At 36.7% G+C, this 21,233-nt stretch carries 16 protein-coding genes and 1 tRNA gene; 2 read left to right on the top strand and 15 right to left on the bottom strand.

The window, feature by feature from the left end:
- Position 1 precedes the first annotated feature (1 nt).
- The 3 genes from MKX45_RS03670 to MKX45_RS03660 form a co-directional block, all read right to left on the bottom strand.
- Positions 2–520, bottom strand: coding sequence for a GNAT family N-acetyltransferase (locus MKX45_RS03670; protein ID WP_023188978.1), 519 nt, complete (start codon positions 518–520; stop codon positions 2–4).
- The gene (tsaE, locus tag MKX45_RS03665; RefSeq protein WP_023188979.1) at positions 517–963 is read right to left on the bottom strand and encodes a tRNA (adenosine(37)-N6)-threonylcarbamoyltransferase complex ATPase subunit type 1 TsaE; all 447 of its coding nucleotides are present in this window, start codon (positions 961–963) and stop codon (positions 517–519) included. Before tsaE ends, MKX45_RS03670 begins: the two co-directional genes overlap by 4 nt.
- Before the next feature lie 207 nt (positions 964–1,170).
- The gene (locus tag MKX45_RS03660) at positions 1,171–1,857 is read right to left on the bottom strand and encodes an ATPase (RefSeq protein ID WP_340816812.1); all 687 of its coding nucleotides are present in this window, start codon (positions 1,855–1,857) and stop codon (positions 1,171–1,173) included.
- Positions 1,858–1,968: 111 nt separating this feature from the next.
- On the opposite strand from MKX45_RS03660, the gene MKX45_RS03655 reads away from it, so the two are divergent.
- Positions 1,969–2,736, top strand: a complete 768-nt coding sequence (locus MKX45_RS03655; RefSeq protein WP_023188981.1) for an alpha/beta hydrolase — start codon at positions 1,969–1,971, stop codon at positions 2,734–2,736.
- A gap of 58 nt (positions 2,737–2,794) precedes the next feature.
- On the opposite strand, the gene pgmB is transcribed toward MKX45_RS03655, so the two are convergent.
- The 4 genes from pgmB to MKX45_RS03635 form a co-directional block, all read right to left on the bottom strand.
- On the bottom strand, positions 2,795–3,460 hold the full coding sequence (pgmB, locus tag MKX45_RS03650; RefSeq protein WP_012897250.1) for a beta-phosphoglucomutase: 666 nt from the start codon (positions 3,458–3,460) through the stop codon (positions 2,795–2,797).
- 145 nt (positions 3,461–3,605) lie between these two features.
- On the bottom strand, positions 3,606–5,915 hold the full coding sequence (locus tag MKX45_RS03645; RefSeq protein ID WP_039114648.1) for a glycoside hydrolase family 65 protein: 2,310 nt from the start codon (positions 5,913–5,915) through the stop codon (positions 3,606–3,608).
- 67 nt (positions 5,916–5,982) lie between these two features.
- Positions 5,983–7,548, bottom strand: a complete 1,566-nt coding sequence (locus MKX45_RS03640; protein ID WP_025016545.1) for a PTS transporter subunit EIIC — start codon at positions 7,546–7,548, stop codon at positions 5,983–5,985.
- A 136-nt stretch (positions 7,549–7,684) separates the two neighbouring features.
- A complete protein-coding gene (locus MKX45_RS03635) occupies positions 7,685–8,170 on the bottom strand; it encodes a PTS sugar transporter subunit IIA (protein ID WP_012897247.1) in 486 nt (161 codons plus the stop codon).
- Between the two features lie 110 nt (positions 8,171–8,280).
- On the opposite strand from MKX45_RS03635, the gene treR reads away from it, so the two are divergent.
- Positions 8,281–8,997, top strand: a complete 717-nt coding sequence (gene treR / locus MKX45_RS03630) for a trehalose operon repressor (RefSeq protein WP_003131538.1) — start codon at positions 8,281–8,283, stop codon at positions 8,995–8,997.
- Positions 8,998–9,072: 75 nt separating this feature from the next.
- Here treR and glmM read toward each other — a convergent pair whose 3' ends face one another.
- From glmM to MKX45_RS03590, 8 genes are all read right to left on the bottom strand, one after another.
- Positions 9,073–10,431, bottom strand: a complete 1,359-nt coding sequence (gene glmM, locus MKX45_RS03625; RefSeq protein WP_340816811.1) for a phosphoglucosamine mutase — start codon at positions 10,429–10,431, stop codon at positions 9,073–9,075.
- Between the two features lie 45 nt (positions 10,432–10,476).
- Positions 10,477–11,436 (bottom strand): CdaR family protein, encoded by a 960-nt coding sequence (locus tag MKX45_RS03620; protein ID WP_012897245.1) that lies wholly within the window; start codon positions 11,434–11,436, stop codon positions 10,477–10,479.
- Positions 11,426–12,304, bottom strand: a complete 879-nt coding sequence (gene cdaA, locus MKX45_RS03615) for a diadenylate cyclase CdaA (RefSeq protein ID WP_003131542.1) — start codon at positions 12,302–12,304, stop codon at positions 11,426–11,428. The genes MKX45_RS03620 and cdaA overlap by 11 nt, the downstream gene beginning before the upstream one ends.
- A gap of 207 nt (positions 12,305–12,511) precedes the next feature.
- On the bottom strand, positions 12,512–16,183 hold the full coding sequence (gene nifJ, locus MKX45_RS03610) for a pyruvate:ferredoxin (flavodoxin) oxidoreductase (protein WP_340816810.1): 3,672 nt from the start codon (positions 16,181–16,183) through the stop codon (positions 12,512–12,514).
- A gap of 307 nt (positions 16,184–16,490) precedes the next feature.
- On the bottom strand, positions 16,491–17,627 hold the full coding sequence (locus tag MKX45_RS03605) for an ABC transporter ATP-binding protein (protein WP_003131545.1): 1,137 nt from the start codon (positions 17,625–17,627) through the stop codon (positions 16,491–16,493).
- 216 nt (positions 17,628–17,843) lie between these two features.
- Complete coding sequence (locus MKX45_RS03600) at positions 17,844–18,872, bottom strand: diacylglycerol kinase family lipid kinase (protein ID WP_012897243.1); 1,029 nt, start codon at positions 18,870–18,872, stop codon at positions 17,844–17,846.
- A gap of 153 nt (positions 18,873–19,025) precedes the next feature.
- On the bottom strand, positions 19,026–20,990 hold the full coding sequence (gene ligA / locus MKX45_RS03595; RefSeq protein WP_039114641.1) for an NAD-dependent DNA ligase LigA: 1,965 nt from the start codon (positions 20,988–20,990) through the stop codon (positions 19,026–19,028).
- 133 nt (positions 20,991–21,123) lie between these two features.
- Positions 21,124–21,194 (bottom strand) — tRNA-Cys (locus tag MKX45_RS03590).
- Between the last annotated feature and the right edge of the window lie 39 nt (positions 21,195–21,233).

Raw genomic sequence — 21,233 nt, 5'->3', positions numbered from 1 at the left:
ATTAGTCAAAAAATAAAACATATTCGCAAACATCAATTAATTGACCATTTTCATCTCGGGCGCCCCATTTTTTGACATTTTCTAATTCAAAATCAAACTTTTCATAAAGATGACATGCTTTTTTATTACGTGCTTGGACAGTTAATTCCAAACGTTTGATTGTTCCAACTTCTTCTACCCACTCAAGTGCATCTTCTAGTAGAATCGTCCCAATGCCATAGCCTTGATAATCTTCTGACACAGCGATAAAAAGTTCCGCAATATGACGTACTCGATAATGATAATCCGCCGTCAAATGCAAAATACCAGCAATTTCATCACCAACGAATGCAAGAAAATAAGCATTATTATCTTTCTCAGCTTGTTGATTTAAAAAGTCCGTCATTTCTGCTTCAGAGATTAAAATTCCTACTTCATCAATGGTCAAAAAATTACTTTCTGTTCCAACCTTATTGAGAAATTCAATGACTCTAGAACTGTCGGCGCCATTTGCTTCTCTAACAATTAGCTCTGTAGTCATAAGTTATTAACGAGCTCCTCATATCTTTTTCCATGTGGTTTCAAAATAATTTCACGTTCTTGATCGTTGACCAAATCTTTAGAATACTTATCAAAAATGACTTCCAGATAATTTTCTGGCAAATCATCGCCTAACATTTCGCCCCATTCAATGACCGAAACCCCATCACCGAATAAATAATCATCTAAATCAAAACTATCCGGATCATCACCAATGCGATAAACATCCATATGATGGAGTGGCAAACGTCCTTCCAGACTTCTGACAATTGTATAAGTCGGACTTTTAACCATTTGATGAATCTCTAAACCCAAAGCCAAGCCTTTGGTAAAAGTTGTTTTTCCAGCCCCAAGCTCGCCAGTTAAAACAATAACATCTTGAGCTTCTAATTTTCTTCCCAATTTTTGTGCAAATTGTAACATTTCTTCTTCGTTAAATTTCATGATTTTATTATAACACATCCCCTAAGACACTATCTAACGTTTGCAACTGATGAATCTAAAAATAGTCAAACCATAGAAAATTCCAGTGTTGCCACTTCAAAAAGTTTATCTCCTACATTATCACAGTCTTTAACATAAAAGCTGTCAGTAAATTTTACTGACAATTTTTCAAAAATTTGGGCAAAATAAAAAACCTTAAATGGCTTTTTATCTTCTTCTGCGACGATATTCTTTTTGTTGTTTTTTATGATTTTTGAGCAATTCATCCGCCTGCATATTAATTTGCTGAGTTTCTGTCAGTGCTTTTTCTTCATTTGGCGTTTTTTTAGAACTTACTGATGGCTCAGCTATCATTGAATTTGAAGGAGTTTTCCCATTTTTAGAACTTTGTGCCTTACTGACAGGATTTTTCTTCTTGCCACGGCCACGCAAATGACGCACAAAGGCAATAATTCCCCCAATGATTGTGACTGATGCTGACAAACTGGTCAATGTCATCAAAAGAATATTGTTCCCCTTTGCATTATTGTTGACGGTTTCATTAATAATTGTGGTTGAATTTTTAGTTTCTTTTTGACTGCCAGAATTTTTATCTGTTGAACTGTCTCGATTTTCTACTACCGGAGGCGTTTGATTTTGCCCAACATTATCTGTCTGATTTTGAGCAGTTGTACTTGTTTGTGTTTGATTTTGACTTGTCGAATTCGTTCCTTCAGAGGAACTTGTATTTTGTGAACTACTGCTAGCTGAATTTGAGGTACTTGAAGTCTCGGTTGAGCTTTGAGCTGTTGCATCTCCTGAACTTGCTGAAGTCCCGGTTGCCGTTTCTCCATAAGCAATCGTTCCAAAATTAAGCAAGGATATCAGAACTATACTATAAATAATTTTCTTCATAATCAAATTCTATGATAGTTTTCTTAAACGAACTTAAAATTCATTAATGTAATAAATAAACAATGAGGTATTTTGATATTTCTTTCAACCCTTTTTTGGTACAATGAACTTATGAATAAATCAACGTTTTCTTTAAATGATACTGCATGGGTTGATTTTTATCAGCTCCAAAATCCTCGTCAAAACGAAAATTATACTTTTCCTGCTATTATTATCTGCCCTGGTGGTGGTTATCAACATATTTCACAAAGAGAATCTGACCCTCTTGCCTTAGCTTTTCTCGCCAAAGGTTATCAAGTGCTTCTCCTTAATTACACCGTGATGAACAAAGGAACAAACTATAACTTTTTATCACAAAATCTTGAAGAAGTTCAAGCTGTTTTTTCTCTGATTCATCAAAATCATAAAGAATGGCAAATCAATCCTGAGCAAGTTTTCTTACTTGGTTGCTCTGCCGGAGGGCATCTGGCCGCTTGGTATGGTAATTCTGAACAAATCCATCGACCAAAAGGAGTTATTCTCTGCTATCCAGTAACTTCCTTCACTTTTGGTTGGCCTAGTGATTTGTCACATTTTAATTTTGAAATTGAAAATATCTCAGAATATAATATTTCGGAAAAAGTTACTTCCTCAACTCCTCCAACCTTTATTTGGCATACGGCTGATGATGAGGGTGTTCCTATCTATAACAGCCTTAAATATTGTGATCGACTCTCAAAACATCAAGTTCCTTTTGAAGCTCACTTTTTTGAATCTGGACCTCATGGTGTCTCTTTGGCTAATCGTACAACCGCTCCTTCTGATGCATATTGTCTTCCGTCAGTACATCGATGGATTTCTTGGGCATCTGATTGGTTGGAAAGACAAATCAAAAATTAAAAAATACCACTCAAAGGTGGTATTTTTTATTGGTTTTATGTAATTTATTAATTACGAATTATTTTTGCTTTTGAAGCCAAACTTCTTTCAAAAATTCTAATGTATAGTGTGAAGTATCAGGCACAATGACGATATCATCTCCCAAATCTTCTGGGCGCCCTACACCAATTGGTAAAGCCCCTGAATCTTTGATGGCTTGAATTCCAGCTTGAGAATCCTCTAACCCAATTGATTCAGAGGGGGCAACACCCACTGCATGTGCTGCTGCAATAAAAATATCTGGTGCTGGTTTTGATGCTGCAACTTCAGCCGGATCAGCAATTGCATCAAAATATCCAGTTAAATTCATTCTCTCTAATAAAAATGGACCATTCTTAGAAGCCGACGCTAAAGCAATTTTGATTTTATTTGAACGTAAATCTTTGAGTAATTGTAAAATTCCAGGATAGACATCGGCTGGCGACACATCCTGAATCATTTTCACATAATTATCATTTTTTCTCTTAGCAAGTTCTTTAAATTCCTCAGCTGATACTTTTTTATCAGCTAAATCTAGAATTTTCTGAAGCGAGTCTTCTCGTGAGACCCCTTTTAATTGCTCATTAAATTGGCGGTCAACACCATTAATGCCAATTTCTTCAGCCAAAGCTTTCCAAGCTCTAAAATGATACTCTGCGGTATCTGTAATTACACCATCTAAATCAAACAATACTGCTTTAAACATCTTTTTACCTTCTTTCTCGTCATTTTAAAAATATATTTTTAAGCAATGACTTTCCAAAATTACTGACAGAAATTCTGTCAGTAATTTTTTTATTAAAAAATAATTGTAAATCCTTGTATCAAAACTTTATTAAGAGTAAAACCATTTATTTTAAATCAAATTTAGTCTGCACTCCGGCTTTTAATTGAACCTCATCATCATAAACTTTGGTCAGTAAATCCGCCGACGCTGTCAGTAATAATTGTCCATTTTCAATCAAAATTTCAACTTTAGTTCCTCTAAAAATTTGATTAAATTTCAATTTTGTCCAGCTTTTTGGTAAATAAGGAGCAATTGCAAATTGGCCATCTCGCAGACTCAGACCAGCAAATTCATTTTGAATCACCTCGAGCGTTTCGCCCATGACCCCAATATGAACCCCTTCGGCCGTTGTTCCCCCTTGAATATCATAATAATCACTGCCAATTGCTGTAATCAAGAAATCCAACGCTTCATCAAAATCCCCTAATTTCACATCAATCCCAGCAAAAACCGGACGTGAAGTCGTTGAACCGTGAACAGTCCTAGCAAGATAATAATCACGGTTGACTTTCAACCAATTTTCGGGCAACTCATAAGCCAATTGTTTGACCAACTTAGTCACATGCTCCTGACCCAAATTGTAGATTAACATCAGCGTATCAGCCTGTTTAGCCACTTGATATTCGTCAGGGGAAATACCTTCGGCCTTCATCAAACGGTCAATGCGATGAATATCCCCATATTTTGCTTCATAAGCTGCAAAGTCCACTTCCTTAAGCTCAAAATATTTAGCATATTGCGCAATCACACCATTTTCATCAATATCTAGATACAGTTTTTTCCGAACTTTTTGAGCTTTTTCAAGTAATTCCTTAGGAATTTCAAATCCTTTTTCTGATAATTCTGTCAGCCAATTTAATTGCCAAGTGAGCATTAAATTAGTATAGGCATTATCACAGATTCCCCCTTCTTGCCCAGGATAGGCCTCATGATATTCATCAGGTCCCATGACCCCATCAATATGATAACGGCCGTCATCTCCTAATTCGGCTTTATTTAACCAAAACTTTGTCGTTTCAATGATTAAATCTAAACCACCGTCAGTCAAAATGCTTTCATCTTCTGTCAGTTGTGAGTAAATCCATAAATTATATACAATGGCTAAACTAACATGCCTTTGACGCCGGCTATTATCTGGTTCCCATTCATTATTTACTGTGTTCAAATGAACAAATTGCGATTGTTCATCACCAATTAAGCCGGACTGCCAAGGAAACATAGCTCCTTTTTCTCCATCAACCTTCGCATTTTCCTGCGCTGCGGTCAATCGATTGATTCGGTACAAGAGCAAATCACGCGCCGTTTCTGGCTCATTAGCCGCATAGTAAGGAAGAACAAAAATTTCATCCCAGAAGATATGGCCCCGATAGCCTTCACCAGTCAAGCCACGTGAACCTACTGATGCATCTAAAAACTGATTAGCACCATGCTGTGCCGCTTGACGAATATGGAAAATGTTCATCCTGACCATTCTTTGTAAATCTTCATGGTCTGATTCGATAACAATATCGGCATCTGACCAAACTTTTTCCCAATAATTCGTATTATTTTCTTGAATTTTACTGACAGAAGTTGCTGACAGCTCTGTCAGTACAAACTCAACAGGATTTTTACTTTCATAAGAACTTGCAATGACAATCGTTTTGTCAAACTGAACTTCTTGATTTTTTTGTAAGTCAATTTCAATTGCTTCTGCTAAAATCTCATCATTCTCAGAATCTATTTTTTGGAAAGCCAATCCATTCAAAAATGATTTAGAAGCAATTGCAAGTTCAATTTCACTTGTTCTTGTTTTAGCAACCAAAAGTCCTTTGGAAATTTTTGTTACTTCAAATTCTTTACTATCAAAAGCCCGATAACGTTCAACATTTTGATTTAAAACTGAGCCATCAGTAAAAGTTTCAATTCTTAATTTACAAGAGAAGTCAGCAATAATTTCACCAACAAAACCAAAATCATGAAAATTAATTGGATCTACAAACTTTGTTGTTACTAAAGTCAAATTTCCTTTGGCCAATTTCACCTGATAACGTTCAATTTGCAAAGCATTTTTAAAATCAATTGTAGCTTGCTTTTCAACTGACGCTTCAAAATCAACCAATTCACCATCAATATATACTTTTATTAATTGAGGATTTGGCCAATTTACCATATCTTCATTAATGACATCATGTCCTGCGACTTCTGTACTCGTCCGGTTGAAGACACCAGCTACGTACAAGCCAGGATAATGATTGTCAGAACAAGTTGACCATAAAGGCGCACCTCGAAGCCCTAAATAACCATTTCCCAATGACATTAAAGATTCTTGACCATAAGAACGTTTCCCTACTTCTTTTTTATCATATTGGATTATCCAATCTTTTTCAGTCATTTTTCCCCCTCATATAAAACTAAAGGAAGCAGAATTTATCAGCACTGCCTCCAACTGAGTTTATTAATTATTTAACTGCATCTTTAAATGCATTTTTTTGTTCAACACCTTCTCCCATTACATCTGTATCTTTATAACCAAAGAACCAAACCAATAGGAAAGTTGCAACCGCACATACCGCAGTGGCGATCCAGAAGAGCATCAAGTTACCCGCAGGAGCGTGATGTGTCAAAGGATTAGAAATAAAGTTAGGGAAACCAATCAAAGAACCTGAGAACCCAAACATTTGTAATCCGCCAAATCCAGCAACACCTGCACCAATCGCGGCACCAATTGAAGACATGATAAAGACACGCACATATTTCAAATTAATCCCATACATTGCCGGTTCAGTTACCCCACAAAAGGCTGAAATTGCTGCTGGAGCAGAAAGTCCTTTGAGGTCTGCTTTTTTAGATTTAAAGAAGACAGTCAAGGCACCAACCCCTTGAGCGAGCATTGTGAAAGAAACAATCATATTGAGTGAACTTGCTCCAGTAGCCGCCAATTCTTGTGAAATAAGTGGTACAACCAACCAGTGCAACCCAAAGATAACCAAACATTGATACAAACCACCAACGATAATACTTGCAATTCCTAAATTCAATGACAAGATATGATCAATCACAAATGACAATCCAGAAGAAATTGTAGAAATAACTGGACCTACCAAAAGTAAAACAATTGATGCGGTAATAAAGAAAGTAATCATTGGTTGGAAAATTGGACGCAAGGCAAGTGGTAAAACTTTTTTCAACCAAGCATTCAGTGGTTTAGCAATTGCCACGGCTACAATGATTGGGAAAATTGTATAAGCATAGCTTGGCAAAGCAACGGGGATTCCAAAATAACTTGTATTAAAAGTTACTCCAAGGAAATTTGCAACAGGAGCAGCTGCTTCAACAACAACATTTTTACCTGCCGCATTCGTTCCAACATGCGCATTTACCAAGTTAGTAATCCCTGGATTAATCATAAATCCGCCGACTGCAGCACCAATAAATTGTAAAACAGTATCTTTAGGTGCCAATTGTTTTGCTGCTGAAAAACCAACCAAAACAGGTAAGAAGTAAAAGGGCGTCATTGCCAGTGTTGAAATAATGACATAAGTTGAACTTGCAGGATCAATCACTTCGATTAAGCGATTTCCCTTAACAAAGATACTAAGTAAACCATTAATCATCCCACCAGCTGCAAGTAAACCAATAATAGGAATCATTGACCCAGTAATTGTTCCAATGACCACTTGGAAAGCATGAACAATCGGATTTTGTTTTTTACCATTAGCTGGTGCTGTTGCAGCGACTGCTTGTGCCGTTGCCTCATCATCAACTACCGCATCACCAAGTTGTTCAACAACTTCATCATAAACATCCTCAACCGCTTGTCCAATAACCACTTGATATTGATTCAAGTTTGAATTATAAACCGCGCCTGCCACACCAGGTAAGGCTTCAATTGCTGCTGTATCGGCTTTATCCTTGTCCTTTAAAGTGAAACGAAGACGAGTGATACAATGAATAACTTTTGTGACATTTTCAGCGCCACCTACATTTGCGATAATATCAGTCGCAAGTTGTGAATAATTTGCCATAAGTTCTCCTTTTGCTTCATTATCTATGAAGCATTTCATAATATAAAATAATAATTGACGAGTTTAATAGTCACAAAATCTATATCCAAAGTTCTCGTCTTCTTTGTGCTATAAATTTATTGGTTGATATTTTTACTTACTTAACACTTGCCTGACCTAATTCATCACGTGCATTGGCTGAACCATATTTAACCTCAAAGCCAGATAAAAGGTCTTTAGTATTTGTAAAAATAACCATTGTTGTCTTATCCAAACCAGCAGCTTCAATCTGCCCCCAATCAACAGTTCCCAGCTCATCACCACCATTAACAATATCATCCACTTTAACTTTAATTTTAAATGGTGCCCCTTTAAGAGCTACTGTATCAATACCTAGATGTAAAAGAATATCTAAGCCATCAGCACGTTTAAAGCCAATTGCATGTCCCTGAACCAAAGTTACTTTTGCAGAAACTGGAGCAAAAATTTTATTTTCTTTGGGCTCAACTGCAAAACCATCACCCATTATTTTCTTTGAAAATACCGGATCGTTTACTTTTGAAAGTTCAATAACTTCTCCAGAAACTGGATTATATAGCCCTTTATCGTCTTTCAATTCTTTCTTTTTTCCTATTCCAAACATAAGAATCTCCTATCTTTTGAAGTTGTACGTACAAGTTAACAAAATCATTGTATCATATAAAAACGTTTTCAGCAAGCGGTAACAATTATTTTTATGATAAAATATAAAGTATGAAGAAATATGAAGTGATTTTGCAAGATTTAGAAAAAAAGATTTTTAACGATATCTATAAAACGAACGATATTCTTCCAAGTGAAAATGAGCTCTCTGCTAATTACGAGAGCAGTCGTTCAACAGTCAGACAGGCTTTAAAAATTTTAGAAGAGAAAGGGCTTATTCAAAGACGACATGGCTATGGTAGCATTGTCCTCGCTCACGATAGGCTCCTTTTCCCTATCTCTGGCTTAACTTCATACAAAGAACTACAAACCTCTATGGGTTTCCATAGTGAAACTGAGGTCATTCGATTTGAAAGACTTGAAATTAACCCTAAACTTTCAGAAACAACTGGTTTTGCCGTTGGTGAACACGCCATAAGTATTCTCAGAAGGCGCAAAGTAGATGGCAAATTTTCAATTTTAGATTGGGATTTATTTTTAGAAAAATATTCCGAAGGTTTAACTCCAGAACATGCTAAAATTTCAACCTATGACTACTTAGAAGATACTCTAGGGCTTGATATTGCCTATGCTCAAAAGGAAGTCACGATTGATTTTGCCTGCGAAGATGACTTTAAATATCTTGACTTAAATCCCAAAGACCATCATGTCGTTTCTGTCAAATCCCATGTTTATCTTGCTGATAATACTCTTTTTCAGTATACTGAATCTCGACATCAAGTCGACCGCTTTCGTTTCACAGAATTTGCCAGACGACAAAAAAGATAAAAAAGCTCTCCCAATAAGGAGAGTTTTTACTTGATAATAAAAAGCAAGAACAAAATCAGTTCTTGCTTTTTTTCTTTATTTTACACCAATTTCTGCTTCAACAACTTCAACAATGGTATCTACAACATGATTGACCTCTTCATGAGTTGGCGCTTCAGCCATGACACGCAAGAGTGGTTCAGTTCCTGAAGGGCGAACTAAAATACGACCTTTCCCATTCATTGAAGTTTCCATTTCTGAAATTACTTTTTGAATCGCTGGCACATCCATTGCTGATTTTTTAGCTGCATTATCTTTTACCCGAACATTAACTAATTTTTGTGGATAAATTGTAACTTCACTTGCTAATTCAGATAAAGATTTGCCAGTTTCACGCATTACTTTCAACAATTGAATGGCTGAAAGTTGACCATCTCCTGTTGTATTGTAATCAAGGAAAATCATATGACCCGATTGTTCACCACCGAAGTTGTAATTATTTTTCTTCATTTCTTCAACAACATAACGGTCACCAACGGCTGTAATCACTGAATTAATCCCTGCTTCTTCAAGCGCTAAATGGAATCCAAGATTAGACATCACAGTTATTACTAGCGTATCTTGAGCCAATTTTCCTTGTCCAAGAAGATATTTCCCAACGATAAACATAATTTTATCGCCATCAACAATTTCTCCATTTTCATCAACGGCAATCAGGCGGTCAGCATCACCGTCAAAGGCAAGTCCGAGGTCACTTCCTGTTTCGACAACTTTTTTAGCCATCGCTTCAGGATGAGTTGAGCCTACTTTTACATTGATATTGAGTCCATCAGGATTTTCACCAATAACTGTCAAATTCGCTTCTAAATCAGCAAAAACGGCACGAGCAGAAGTATAAGCTGCACCATTAGCTGTATCAAGAACAACCTTATAGCCTTCAAAATTACCTTCTGCTGTTGTTTTTAAGAAAGCTTGATATTTACGAACACCTTCGATATAGTCATGCAGCATTCCTAAGCCTTGAGCAGATGGACGTGGCAATGTGTCTTCTTCAGCGTCAATCAATGCTTCAATTTCAAGTTCTTTTTCATCCTCTAATTTATAACCATCACCACCAAAGAATTTAATTCCATTATCAAGTGCTGGATTATGGCTGGCTGATATCATGACCCCAGCAGAGGCACCATCTTTTTTAACTAAATATGCTACACCTGGTGTTGCAATGACTCCTAAATCATAAACTTCAATCCCAACAGACAAAAGTCCTGAAATCAAACTGCTCGCAAGCATTTGTCCAGAAATTCGTGTATCGCGACCAACATAAACTTTTGGTGTACCTAATTCATGTTGACTAAGGACATAGCCACCAAAACGACCAAGTTTAAAAGCCATCTCCGGCGTTAATTCAACATTTGCTTCCCCGCGAACACCGTCTGTTCCGAAATATTTACCCATTTTTTCTTGTCTCCATTTTTATTATTTTTATTTGACTCTGAAAATTTATCCACTTATTTTTACAGGTGTTAATGTTACTTCAACTTCTTGTGGATCAGCACTTACTCCTGTTGCACGTATAGGAACAGTTACTTTCGTTTCTTTTACAACTCCAGAGATATCCACTGATGCTTCAACCTCGTTGATTGCTTCTAAAGCACTTTTTTCTCCTGAGAGAGTAACTGTTTTATCAGATACTTTTGTCTTAATAGATGATAAAGTCTTATCAAGCGTTCCTTTTTGTGTCACTTTAACCGGCACATCTTTAGTTAATTTATTTACTACAACTTTTAAATGAGTCGTTGAAGGTTCAATTTGTGCTGGAAGAATTTTACCTGTGCTGTCTACGGCATGAAGAGTGACTGTGCCTGAATAATTTTCATTTAAATTAACATCATTTGGTAAAGCAGCTTCAATTGCTTGAATTTTTTTGATGCTCTCTTCCCCGGCAGTCACTTTTACCTTTTCATCACTCACTGAAAGTGAATCAATTGTAAAACCTTCTGGCAATTGAGTTGAATCAGCTTTTGGTGTTACTTCAAACTCTTTCTTCACTTTGTCTTCTAAAGTGATATTCATTGTTTTAGGTTCAATCGTTGCCGTTACTCCGCCAGGCAGTTGTTCAATCCGAATTGGTACATCAAATTTTCCTGTTTTTAGTTTGGTCAAATCAACACTTAAAAAGAAATTTCTTGTGTCCGAATTTTCTTCATTAGTGATAGACAAGCGATTATATCCAGAAAGATGAACCGTCGCAGTGCTGTTATAACCACTAACGAAATATTTATTAGAATTATATTTTAATTCTACTGGAACGTTATTAATTGTGGCTGTGTAAACTTCTCCAGACTGATTAGTTCCCTGATTACGGATGGATGTTGCATTAGCATTAAAGAAAAGGACAATCGCAAAGAAAACAGAGGCAAGGATATAAAATGTTTTGGAATTAAAAAATTTATTTGCCATTTTTCTTTCCTCCTGCTTTATTTTTTCTATTCTTCCCTGTTCCTTTTTCATTTTTTTCAACTTTAGGAACTAAAATGGCCACTAGAATATCATGGAATTTTTCTTTGGAAATATCCGCGAAAAATTCTCCATTGTGAGCGATTGAAATTCCACCAGTTTCTTCGGAAACCACTAAAATTAAAGCATCTGAGACTTCAGAAAGTCCAATTGCAGCACGGTGTCTAGTCCCAAATTGTTTTGAAATCCCCGATTTTTCGGTCAAAGGAAGATAGGCAGAGGTTACAGCAATTTTGTTTCCCTGAACAATGACCGCGCCATCGTGCAAAGGTGTATTTGGAATGAAAATATTAATAAGTAATTCGCTAGTAATATCCGCATCTAAACGAATCCCTGTACTTACAAATTCATTTAAATTTTGCCCTTGCTCAATCGCAATCAAAGCGCCAATTTTTCGCTCAGACATGTAAGCAAAAGATTTCTCGTAAGCTGAAATATGCCCATCAGGGCTACTTTTTCTCGTTGGTGTAAATAATGTGGTTGTTCTTCCTAAGCTTTCAAGCGCTCGCCTAATTTCAGGCTGAAAAATGATAACTCCGGCGATAACCCCATATGTAATAACTTGGTTGAGTAACCACTCAACTGTTGTAAGTCCAATAAGTCCGGCAATAATTCTGATAAAAATGAAAATAATCACACCACGAACAAGCGTCATTAATTTTGTTCCTTGTACAAACCTAATCGCTTGATAAAGGAAAAAACTGATAATTGCAATGTCTAATATTGCAATAGCAATTCGCAGAGGTGATTCATTCAATTCAAAAATCTTTTGCCAAAACTCAAGGTTAAAAAATTGATTGAAGTCGGTCAAAAGTCCCCCTCCTTTTATATTGTTAGTCTAATTATACCAAAATTTTACGTGAACTGCTTTATTCCCAAATAAAGATTTATCATCTTGTTCTTATTCCCTTAATCTATCTGTAATTTTTACATTAGCAAAACTGTAGTTTTTAGCTGACGAGAATAAAAAAGTTACTGACAAAAATTCTGTCAGTAACTTTTCATTAGTAAGAATATATTATTTTTTAGCCTCACGTTCTGCTTTACGAGCAGCTCGTCTTGCTTCACGCTCAGGATCAACTGGACGTTTCTTACGTTCTTTTGGCAGAGTAACTTCTATAGTCCCCTCTGATTCAGGATTTTTTTTCGCCAGTGCTTTTGCTTCACGTTCTAAATACTTATCTAAATCTCCTGATGTTCTAGCATAACGCATAAATCGTTTACGAGAATCTTTGACAGCTTTAGCATACAAACTTTCTGCATGTTCAGCATCAACTTTTAATAGATTACCAAAACGAGATTGTGTCAATAAGAAATCTCTAACTTTACTAAAATTAGGTTTTTTGAAATCAAGAATCATCGGATTTTTACCCAAATCTTCAAGAAGAGGATTATAGCGATAAAGTTGCCAATAACCAGAATTCACGGCTTCTTTTGCTTCATCAAGTGCTAAATGTATTCCTCCATATAAACCATGTGAAATACATGGAGTATAAGCAATAATGACTGAGGGACCTTTAAATTTTTCAGCTTCATCAAAAGCACGGATTGTTTGCATCATGTTTGCTCCAGAAGCAATCTGAGCCACATAAACATCTCCGTAGGTCATTAGCATCGCTCCTAAATCTTTTTTCGTATTAGATTTACCGCTAGCAGCAAATTGTGCAATTGCTGAAGCTGGAGTTGCTTTAGAAACTTGTCCCCCAGTATTGGCATAGACTTCGTTGTCCATAACTAAGATATTAACATCAGCACCTGAAGCTACAATATGATCTAAACCGCCAAAACCAATATCATAGGCCCAACCATCTCCACCAAATATCCATTGGGTTGGTTTTACAAATTGATCTTTTTGTTTATATATTTCATCCAACTTAGCTGAGTTGAAGTGTTCAGAAGCAAGCATTCCCTTCATTTTTTCGGCTCTTGCTCGTGTTCCTTCTGAATCTTCTAAGTGTTCTACCCAGTCTTTCGCCAATTTTTGCAAATCATCTGACATTTCTGGCAAGGCTTCAAGGACTTGGGCTGCTAATTTTTGACGTCTGGTTTGAGAAGCTAACCACATTCCATATCCGTATTCCGCATTATCCTCAAAGAGTGAGTTTGACCATGCAGGGCCTTGTTCAAACTCATTTGTTGTATATGGTGTTGCTTGTGTTCCACCATAAATGGCTGAACAGCCAGTTGCATTGGAAATCATCATTCGGTCACCAAACATTTGTGTCAATAATTTAATATATGGTGTTTCACCACAGCCTGAGCATGCTCCTGAAAATTCAAAAAGTGGTTTTTCAAATTGACTAGCGGCAATTGTACCTGGACGAGCTGGATTTTCTTTTGTTTTAAGGGTTTGCGCAAAAGCCCAATTGACAGATTCTTTTTCTTGTCCCTCATAAGGAATCATTTTTAAAGCTTCACCCTTTTTAGGACAGGCTTCAACACATAATCCACAACCTGTACAGTCTTCAACAGAGACCTGAATCCGATATTTTAAGCCATCAGCTCCTTTATAATCCATAACATGGAAACCTTCTGGTGCTTGATTCCATTCGTCTTCGTCGACTAAAAATGGTCTGATGGCAGCATGAGGACAAACAAATGAACATTCATTACATTGAATACAAGCTTGGGCATTCCATTCAGGAATTTCTAAGGCAATTCCCCTTTTTTCAGAAGCACTTGTTCCCAATGGTTCATCTCCAAAAGTCATTTTGTTATCGACTAAGGTTTGTACCGAAAGTTCATCACCTTCAAAGGCATTGGTTTTATTTACAATTTCAAAAACATATTTTTTACGAGAACTTTCTGTCGTAAGAACTTTCGTTTTTTCTTCTTGAGTTTCAGCCCAGCTTTCTGGAATCTTTACTTCATGCAAGCCGTTCAAAGCAAGTGCCATTGCATTCAAATTTTGTTCAACAATGGTTGGTGATTTCTTTGCATATTTTTGAGCATCCTTTTTCAGAATCTCATAGGCTTCATCAAAAGGCATAACATGAGCCAATTTGAAAAAGGCGACCTGCATAATCGTATTAATTCTGCGTTCCATTCCGGTTTCATGAGCAATTTTCATGGCATCAATCGTATAAAATCGAATTTGATTTTCGGCAATGAATTTCTTCATTTCATTCGGAAGATTTTTTGAAAGTTGTTCTAGATTCCAACTTGTGTTTAATAGAAATAGGCCTCCAGCTTTCAAGCCTTTGGTCAAGTTATATTTACGTACATAAGTCATGTTGTGACAAGCAACAAAATCAAGTGTAGCTGTCATATATTCAGAAGTAATTGGCGAATCACCAAAACGTAAATGTGAAATGGTTAATCCACCTGATTTTTTTGAATCATATTCAAAAGCGGCTTGAACATATTTATCAGTATGGTCACCAATAATTTTGATTGCTGCTTTATTGGCACCAACTGTTCCATCTGAACCAAAGCCCCAGAATTTTGCTTGAAATGTATCTGCTGGTGTTAAATCAAGGACTTTTGAATTTGTCAGAGACAAGTTTGTAACATCATCATTAATTCCGATTGTAAACATACGTTTTGGTTGTGCTTTGACTAATTCATCAAAAACACTGACGATGTGTTCTGGACGAGTATCTTTTCCACCAATTCCATAGCGGCCACCAATCACTTGTTTAACATTAGAATTGAAAAGCGCTGATTGAACGTCAAGGAAAAGAGGTTCTCCATTTGAACCAGATTCTTTTGTACGGTCTAAGACCGCTACTGATTTGACTGTCTTTGGTAATTTTTCAAGAAAGTTTTCCAATGGAAATGGACGATATAAGTGAACATTGATAAAACCAACTTTTCGGCCTTGTCCATTTAAATAATCAACTGTTTGCTCAATTGTCCCAGCAACAGAACCCATAGAAACAATGACTTCTGTCGCATCAGGTGCGCCATAATAATTGACTAAATCATAATCTGTCCCACGAAGTTTATTGATTTTTCCCATGTATTTTTGAACGATTTCAGGAAGAGCTTCATAGTAAGAATTGACCGTTTCCCTTTGTTGGAAATAGATATCTGCATTTTGATTTGTCCCTGAAACTGTAGGATGATCAGGGTTCATTGCACGGTCACGAAAATCAGCTAATTTTTCTTGATTAACCATTGGTAATAAATCTTGATAATCAATAACATCAATTTTTTGAATTTCATGAGAAGTTCTAAAACCGTCAAAGAAATTCAAGAAAGGAACTGAACCTTCAAGTGTTGCTAAGTGGGCAACTGCTGACAAGTCCATCACTTCTTGAACAGATGACTCTGCTAACATGGCAAACCCAGTTGTTCTGGCTGACATCACGTCAGACTGGTCTCCAAAAATATTAAGCGCCCCAGCCGCTACGGCACGAGCTGCGACATGAATAACTGCTGGCAAAAGTTCACCAGCCATTTTATACATATTTGGAAGCATTAAAAGGAGCCCTTGCGAAGCGGTATAAGTTGTCGCAAGCCCTCCTGCTTTAAGAACACCGTGCATGGCACCTGCTGCACCGGCTTCTGATTGTAGTTCTATAATTTTTACTGTTGAGCCCCAGATATTTTTACGACCAGCAACTGACCACGCGTCAGTATAATCTGCCATTGGTGAACTTGGGGTAATTGGATAAATTACGGCAATTTCTGAAAAGGCGTAAGCAATATGTGCTGCCGCCATGTTTCCGTCCATTGTTTTTTTCATTTTTTTCAAACCTTCTCAGGAGAGCATTTATTCGACATTTTTACGGCATAAAGAGCGGTGTCGGTGTTCTTTATGTGATTTAGTACTAAATCGAAAAAGATGAGAGCTTTCCTAATAATATTATTTTGACTAAGTTAATTTTAGCATTTTAAGCCTGAAAAGTTGAAGCTGCTTAGTGTCAATTATCTTTGACATTATCGTTGAAAAGCCTTTATTTACAAGACCTATCAGTAATTTTTTCACTTACAAACTAAAAAAGATTCTATCAATTAATGACAGAATCTTTAGAGATAAGAGGGCGTAAATTTTAATCAATGATGCGATGTTCAGTTTGAGCATCAAAGAAATGTGATTTGTTTAGGTTCAAAGCCACTGTAATTTTTTCTCCTGGATTGCGGAAATCACGCGCTTCAACACGAGAAACAAATTCAGTTGAACCAGCTCTAAGATAAAGCATAGTTTCTGCTCCAAGAAGTTCAGAAACGACAACTTCAGCTTCAATTGTTTGATTTGGATAGGCTTGTTGTGCCAAATTGCTTGCTTGAATGTCTTCTGGACGAATTCCAAGAATCACTTCTTTTCCTTCATACCCTTGTTCTTTAAGCAATTTTGCTTTTCCTTCAGGAAGGTCCATATTCAAACCTTCATTATTTGTTAATTTTCCAGAAGCAACTTTGACATTAAAGAAGTTCATCGCAGGACTACCGATAAAACCGGCAACAAATTTATTAGCAGGTTCATTATAAAGCTCTTGTGGTGTTCCGATTTGTTCAACACGACCAACTGTCCCTGTTTTATCAGAGTTTGGTGATGATGACATAATAACAATACGGTCAGCAAGAGTCATCGCTTCAGTTTGGTCATGGGTTACATAGATTGTTGTCGCTCCAATTCGACGGTGAATTTTTGCAATTTCTGTACGCATTGAAACACGAAGTTTAGCATCCAAGTTTGACAAAGGTTCATCCATGAGGAAAACTTTGGCATCACGGACAATCGCACGTCCCATTGCTACCCGTTGACGTTGACCACCTGATAAGTCAGCAGGTTTACGGTCAAGCAAATCAGAAAGACCAAGAATTGTTCCAGCTTCTTCAACACGACGTTTAATTTCATCTTTTTTGAACTTACGAAGTTTCAAACCAAAGGCCATGTTATCAAAAACGGTCATATGTGGATAAAGCGCATAGTTTTGGAAAACCATGGCAATATCACGATCTTTTGGTGCGACATCATTCATGATTTTACCGTCAATTTTAAATTCGCCTTCAGTAATATCTTCAAGACCAGCGACCATTCGCAATGTTGTTGATTTACCACAACCTGAAGGACCAACGAATACAATGAATTCTTTATCTTTGATATCAATGTTGAAATCTTCAACAGCGTATTGCGTCGCATTGGGATATTTTTTGTAGATTTTGTCTAAACTGAGTGTTGTCATTTTTTCTCCTCTAATAACATTTGTTCTTTAATATTATTCTACTGTAAACGTTTTCTGTTTTCAATCAGTGATTTGCCTAAATTAATTGTACAAGTTGCACATTTTACTGACAGAATTATTAATGTAGTTGACAATTCTCTTAGCCTCAACTAAAATGCTCCGAGCCGTCGTATTTTACTGACAGAAAAAGTTACTGACAGATCTGTCAGTAACTTTTTAATCTTCTTCATCTTCATCTTTAATTTTATTGGCTTCTTCGGCAAATTTTTGCGCAACTGCTTCTAATGCCAAGGTTTCTTCGTCTCCAAGGTAATGGTCATCGTTGATTTCATCAAGGTTTACATACATATCCAAATGACCTTTGAGATTATCAAATTGAACTGGAGCATCTCCACCATATTCTCCATCTAAATTAAGAAGAATTTTTTGACCGCCTAAGGCTTCGATTTCTATTTTACTTGTTTTAATGTATTCCAAATTAACATCATCCAAATGTTTTCCATTAGCTACAATCGCAAGTAAAGCAATAAGTTCAAATAGATTATCTGTTTTCACCAAAATCAGTGTGAAAAGTCCATCATCTAATTTAGCATCAGGTGCAATCTTTTCAAAGCCACCAACTGAATTAGTAAGTGCGGCAAAGAACATTGAAATATCACCCTCAAATACGCCTTCATCATGAACAACACGAACCGGTGCTTTACGCACACGAGGTAAAAGTTCTGCACCCTTTGCTAAATAGGCCAAATAACCAAAAGCCGTTTTTAAATGACTGGGAACACTGTAAGTAAGTTCTGTCAAACCGCCCCCAGCAGCGATATTAATAAAATACTGTTCATCTTGTGTTTCTCTGATTACGGCATGACCGACATCAATATTTAGAATCTGATTTTTACCAATAATTTCAATCGCTTCAAGCGGTTTTCCTCTTGGAATTTTTAAAGCCCTAGCAAAGTCGTTTGTCGTTCCCGTTGGAACAATAGCTAATTGAGGACGTTTCTCAAAAGGAGAAATTCCAGCTACAACTTCATTAATAGTACCATCACCACCAGCCGCAATGATTAAATCAAAGCCAGCTTCTGTTGCTCTTGCCGCCTCTTTTTTTGCGGAATCTTGTTCTGCTGTGGTTTGATAAGCACTGGCCTCATAACCATATTGCTCTAATTTATCCAAAATATCTGCAATATGTTTTTTTATAATTTCTTGACCCGATGTCGGATTGTAAATCAATCTCGCCTTCATCATTTTCTCCGAAACCTTCTCTCATCCATTCTTAAAAAATAATTTACTGACAAACTCCCAAAAGAGTGACCCCACCAATTGAACCAAAGTTCAAATTTCTGTCAGTAAATTTACGCTCTCACTAAAGTCTGTCAGTAATATTCAATACAAATTAGTTTATAAATCAAGCAAATCTTGCTCTGACCAGATTTCAATTCCTAAGTCTTGAGCTTTTGTCAGTTTGCTACCTGCTTCTTCTCCGGCGACTACCAAATCAGTTTTCTTAGAAACAGAACCAGAAACATTTGCTCCCAACGCTTCCAATTTTTCTTTTGCTTCTGAGCGCTTCAAAGTCGTCAATTTACCTGTTAAGACAACTGTCTTACCTGATAATATTCCTTCAACATTAACAGCCCCTAAATAATCAAAATTTAAACCAGCATTTTCAAGTTCATCCAGTAAAATTTTTGCTCCGTCAGTTTCAAAATAAGAAACGACAGCCGTAGCAATGACCCCACCTAAAGATGGAATTTCAGAAATTTCTTCTTCTGTTGCTTTAGAAAGCGCTCGAAGATTAGCAAAACGTTCCAAAAGTAATTTAGCCGCTTTACCACCAACATGACGAATTCCTAAACCAAATAATAATTTTTCCGCCGAATTTTCACGACTCTGCGCAATTGCTGACACAATTTTTTGAGCCAATGTTTCTTTGACCTTATCTAATGTCAGTAAATCTTCAATCGTCAATTGATATAAATCAGCAACATCAGCCACCAATTTTTTATCAAAAAGTTGTGAAATGACTGACGGGCCTAAGCCCACAATATTCATAGCATCACGACTAGCAAAATGAATTAGTTTTTCCCGAATTTGCGCCGGACATAAGGGGTTAACACAGCGTAAAGCCACTTCATCTTCAAAATGAATTAACTCCGAACCACACTCTGGACATTTCGTTGGAATTTCTAAGCCTTCAAGACCTTCTGGCCGTTTGTCCAAAAGTACTTTCCCAACCTTCGGAATAATATCCCCTGCCTTATAAATCAAGACATGATCACCAATACGGATATCCTTTTCCTCAATATAATCTACATTGTGCAAAGTTGCTCGAGCAACCGTTGTCTGTGCTAAAAGAACCGGGGTCATATTTGCTGTTGGGGTGACAACTCCTGTCCGACCGACAGTCCAGTCAACAGACAAAATTTCTGTTTCTGCTTGTTCAGCTGGAAATTTGTAAGCAATCGCCCAGCGCGGTGCCTTAACCGTAAAACCTAATTCCTCCTGCTCAGCAAGATTATTAACTTTTACAACAACCCCGTCAATGTCATAGGGCAATTCGTCACGCAGACGGGTAGCCTCTTCAATAAATTCCCAAATTTCATCCATATTTCGAGCAAATTTACGTTCAGGATTGACTTGGAAACCAAGTTCTTCAAAATATTCTAAGACTTCTTCTTGAGTGTCATTGGTTGCTGGACTTGCTTCTTGATAAAGGAAAGTTGCAAGACCACGTTTGGCAACTATTTTTGTATCAAGTTGACGTAAAGTTCCAGCTGCCGCATTTCTTGGATTAGCAAAAGGAGCTGCTCCTTCAAGTTCACGCTCTTTGTTCAGTTTAGCAAAATTCTTACGTGGAAGATAAGCTTCACCACGTACCACAATATCAATTGCTTCTTTAAGCTTTAAAGGAACATCCTTGATTCTTTTCACATTTTCTGTGATATTTTCACCCGTTGTTCCATCGCCCCGAGTCGCTGCAGTCATAAGCAAACCATTCTCATAATAAAGAGACAATGAAAGACCATCAATTTTTAATTCACAAATATACTCTGGATTAGCAATTTCCTTGCGAACTCGTTCTTCCCAAACTGCTAATTCTTCACGCGAAAAAACATCCCCTAAACTATAGAGATTATAAGGGTGTCTAAATTTAACAAATCCGTCTAAAATAACCCCACCTGTTCGGTGCGTTGGAGAATCCGCTCTAGTTAGTTGTGGATTTTCAGCCTCCAATTTTACCAATTCTTGATAGAGTCGATCGTACTCACTGTCTTCTACCGAAGGCTCATCTAAAGTATAATATTCATAAGCATACTGATTTAATTTTTCCGTAAGCTCTTTAATTTTTGACTCGATATTCATAGCTCCTATTTTAACACAAAAGACCAGTCAGTATGATTACCGAAGCACATCAAAAAGACAAATTTCTATTAAAAAAATGATGTAATTTAAAACAAAAAAACCTGCTTTTCCAAGCAAGTATCTTTTTTTATTAAGGCGACGGTCGGATTTGAACCGACGATTAAGCTTTTGCAGAGCCATGTGTTACCACTTCACTACGCCGCCACAACATTAACTATTATAGCGGAAAAATAAATTTATGGC

Source organism: Lactococcus sp. FSL W8-0209, assembly GCF_038006585.1.
GTDB classification, from domain to species: Bacteria; Bacillota; Bacilli; order Lactobacillales; family Streptococcaceae; genus Lactococcus; species Lactococcus lactis.
The sequence above is the reverse complement of the archived record's forward strand: the minus strand, read 5'-3'. Positions and strand labels throughout refer to the sequence as shown.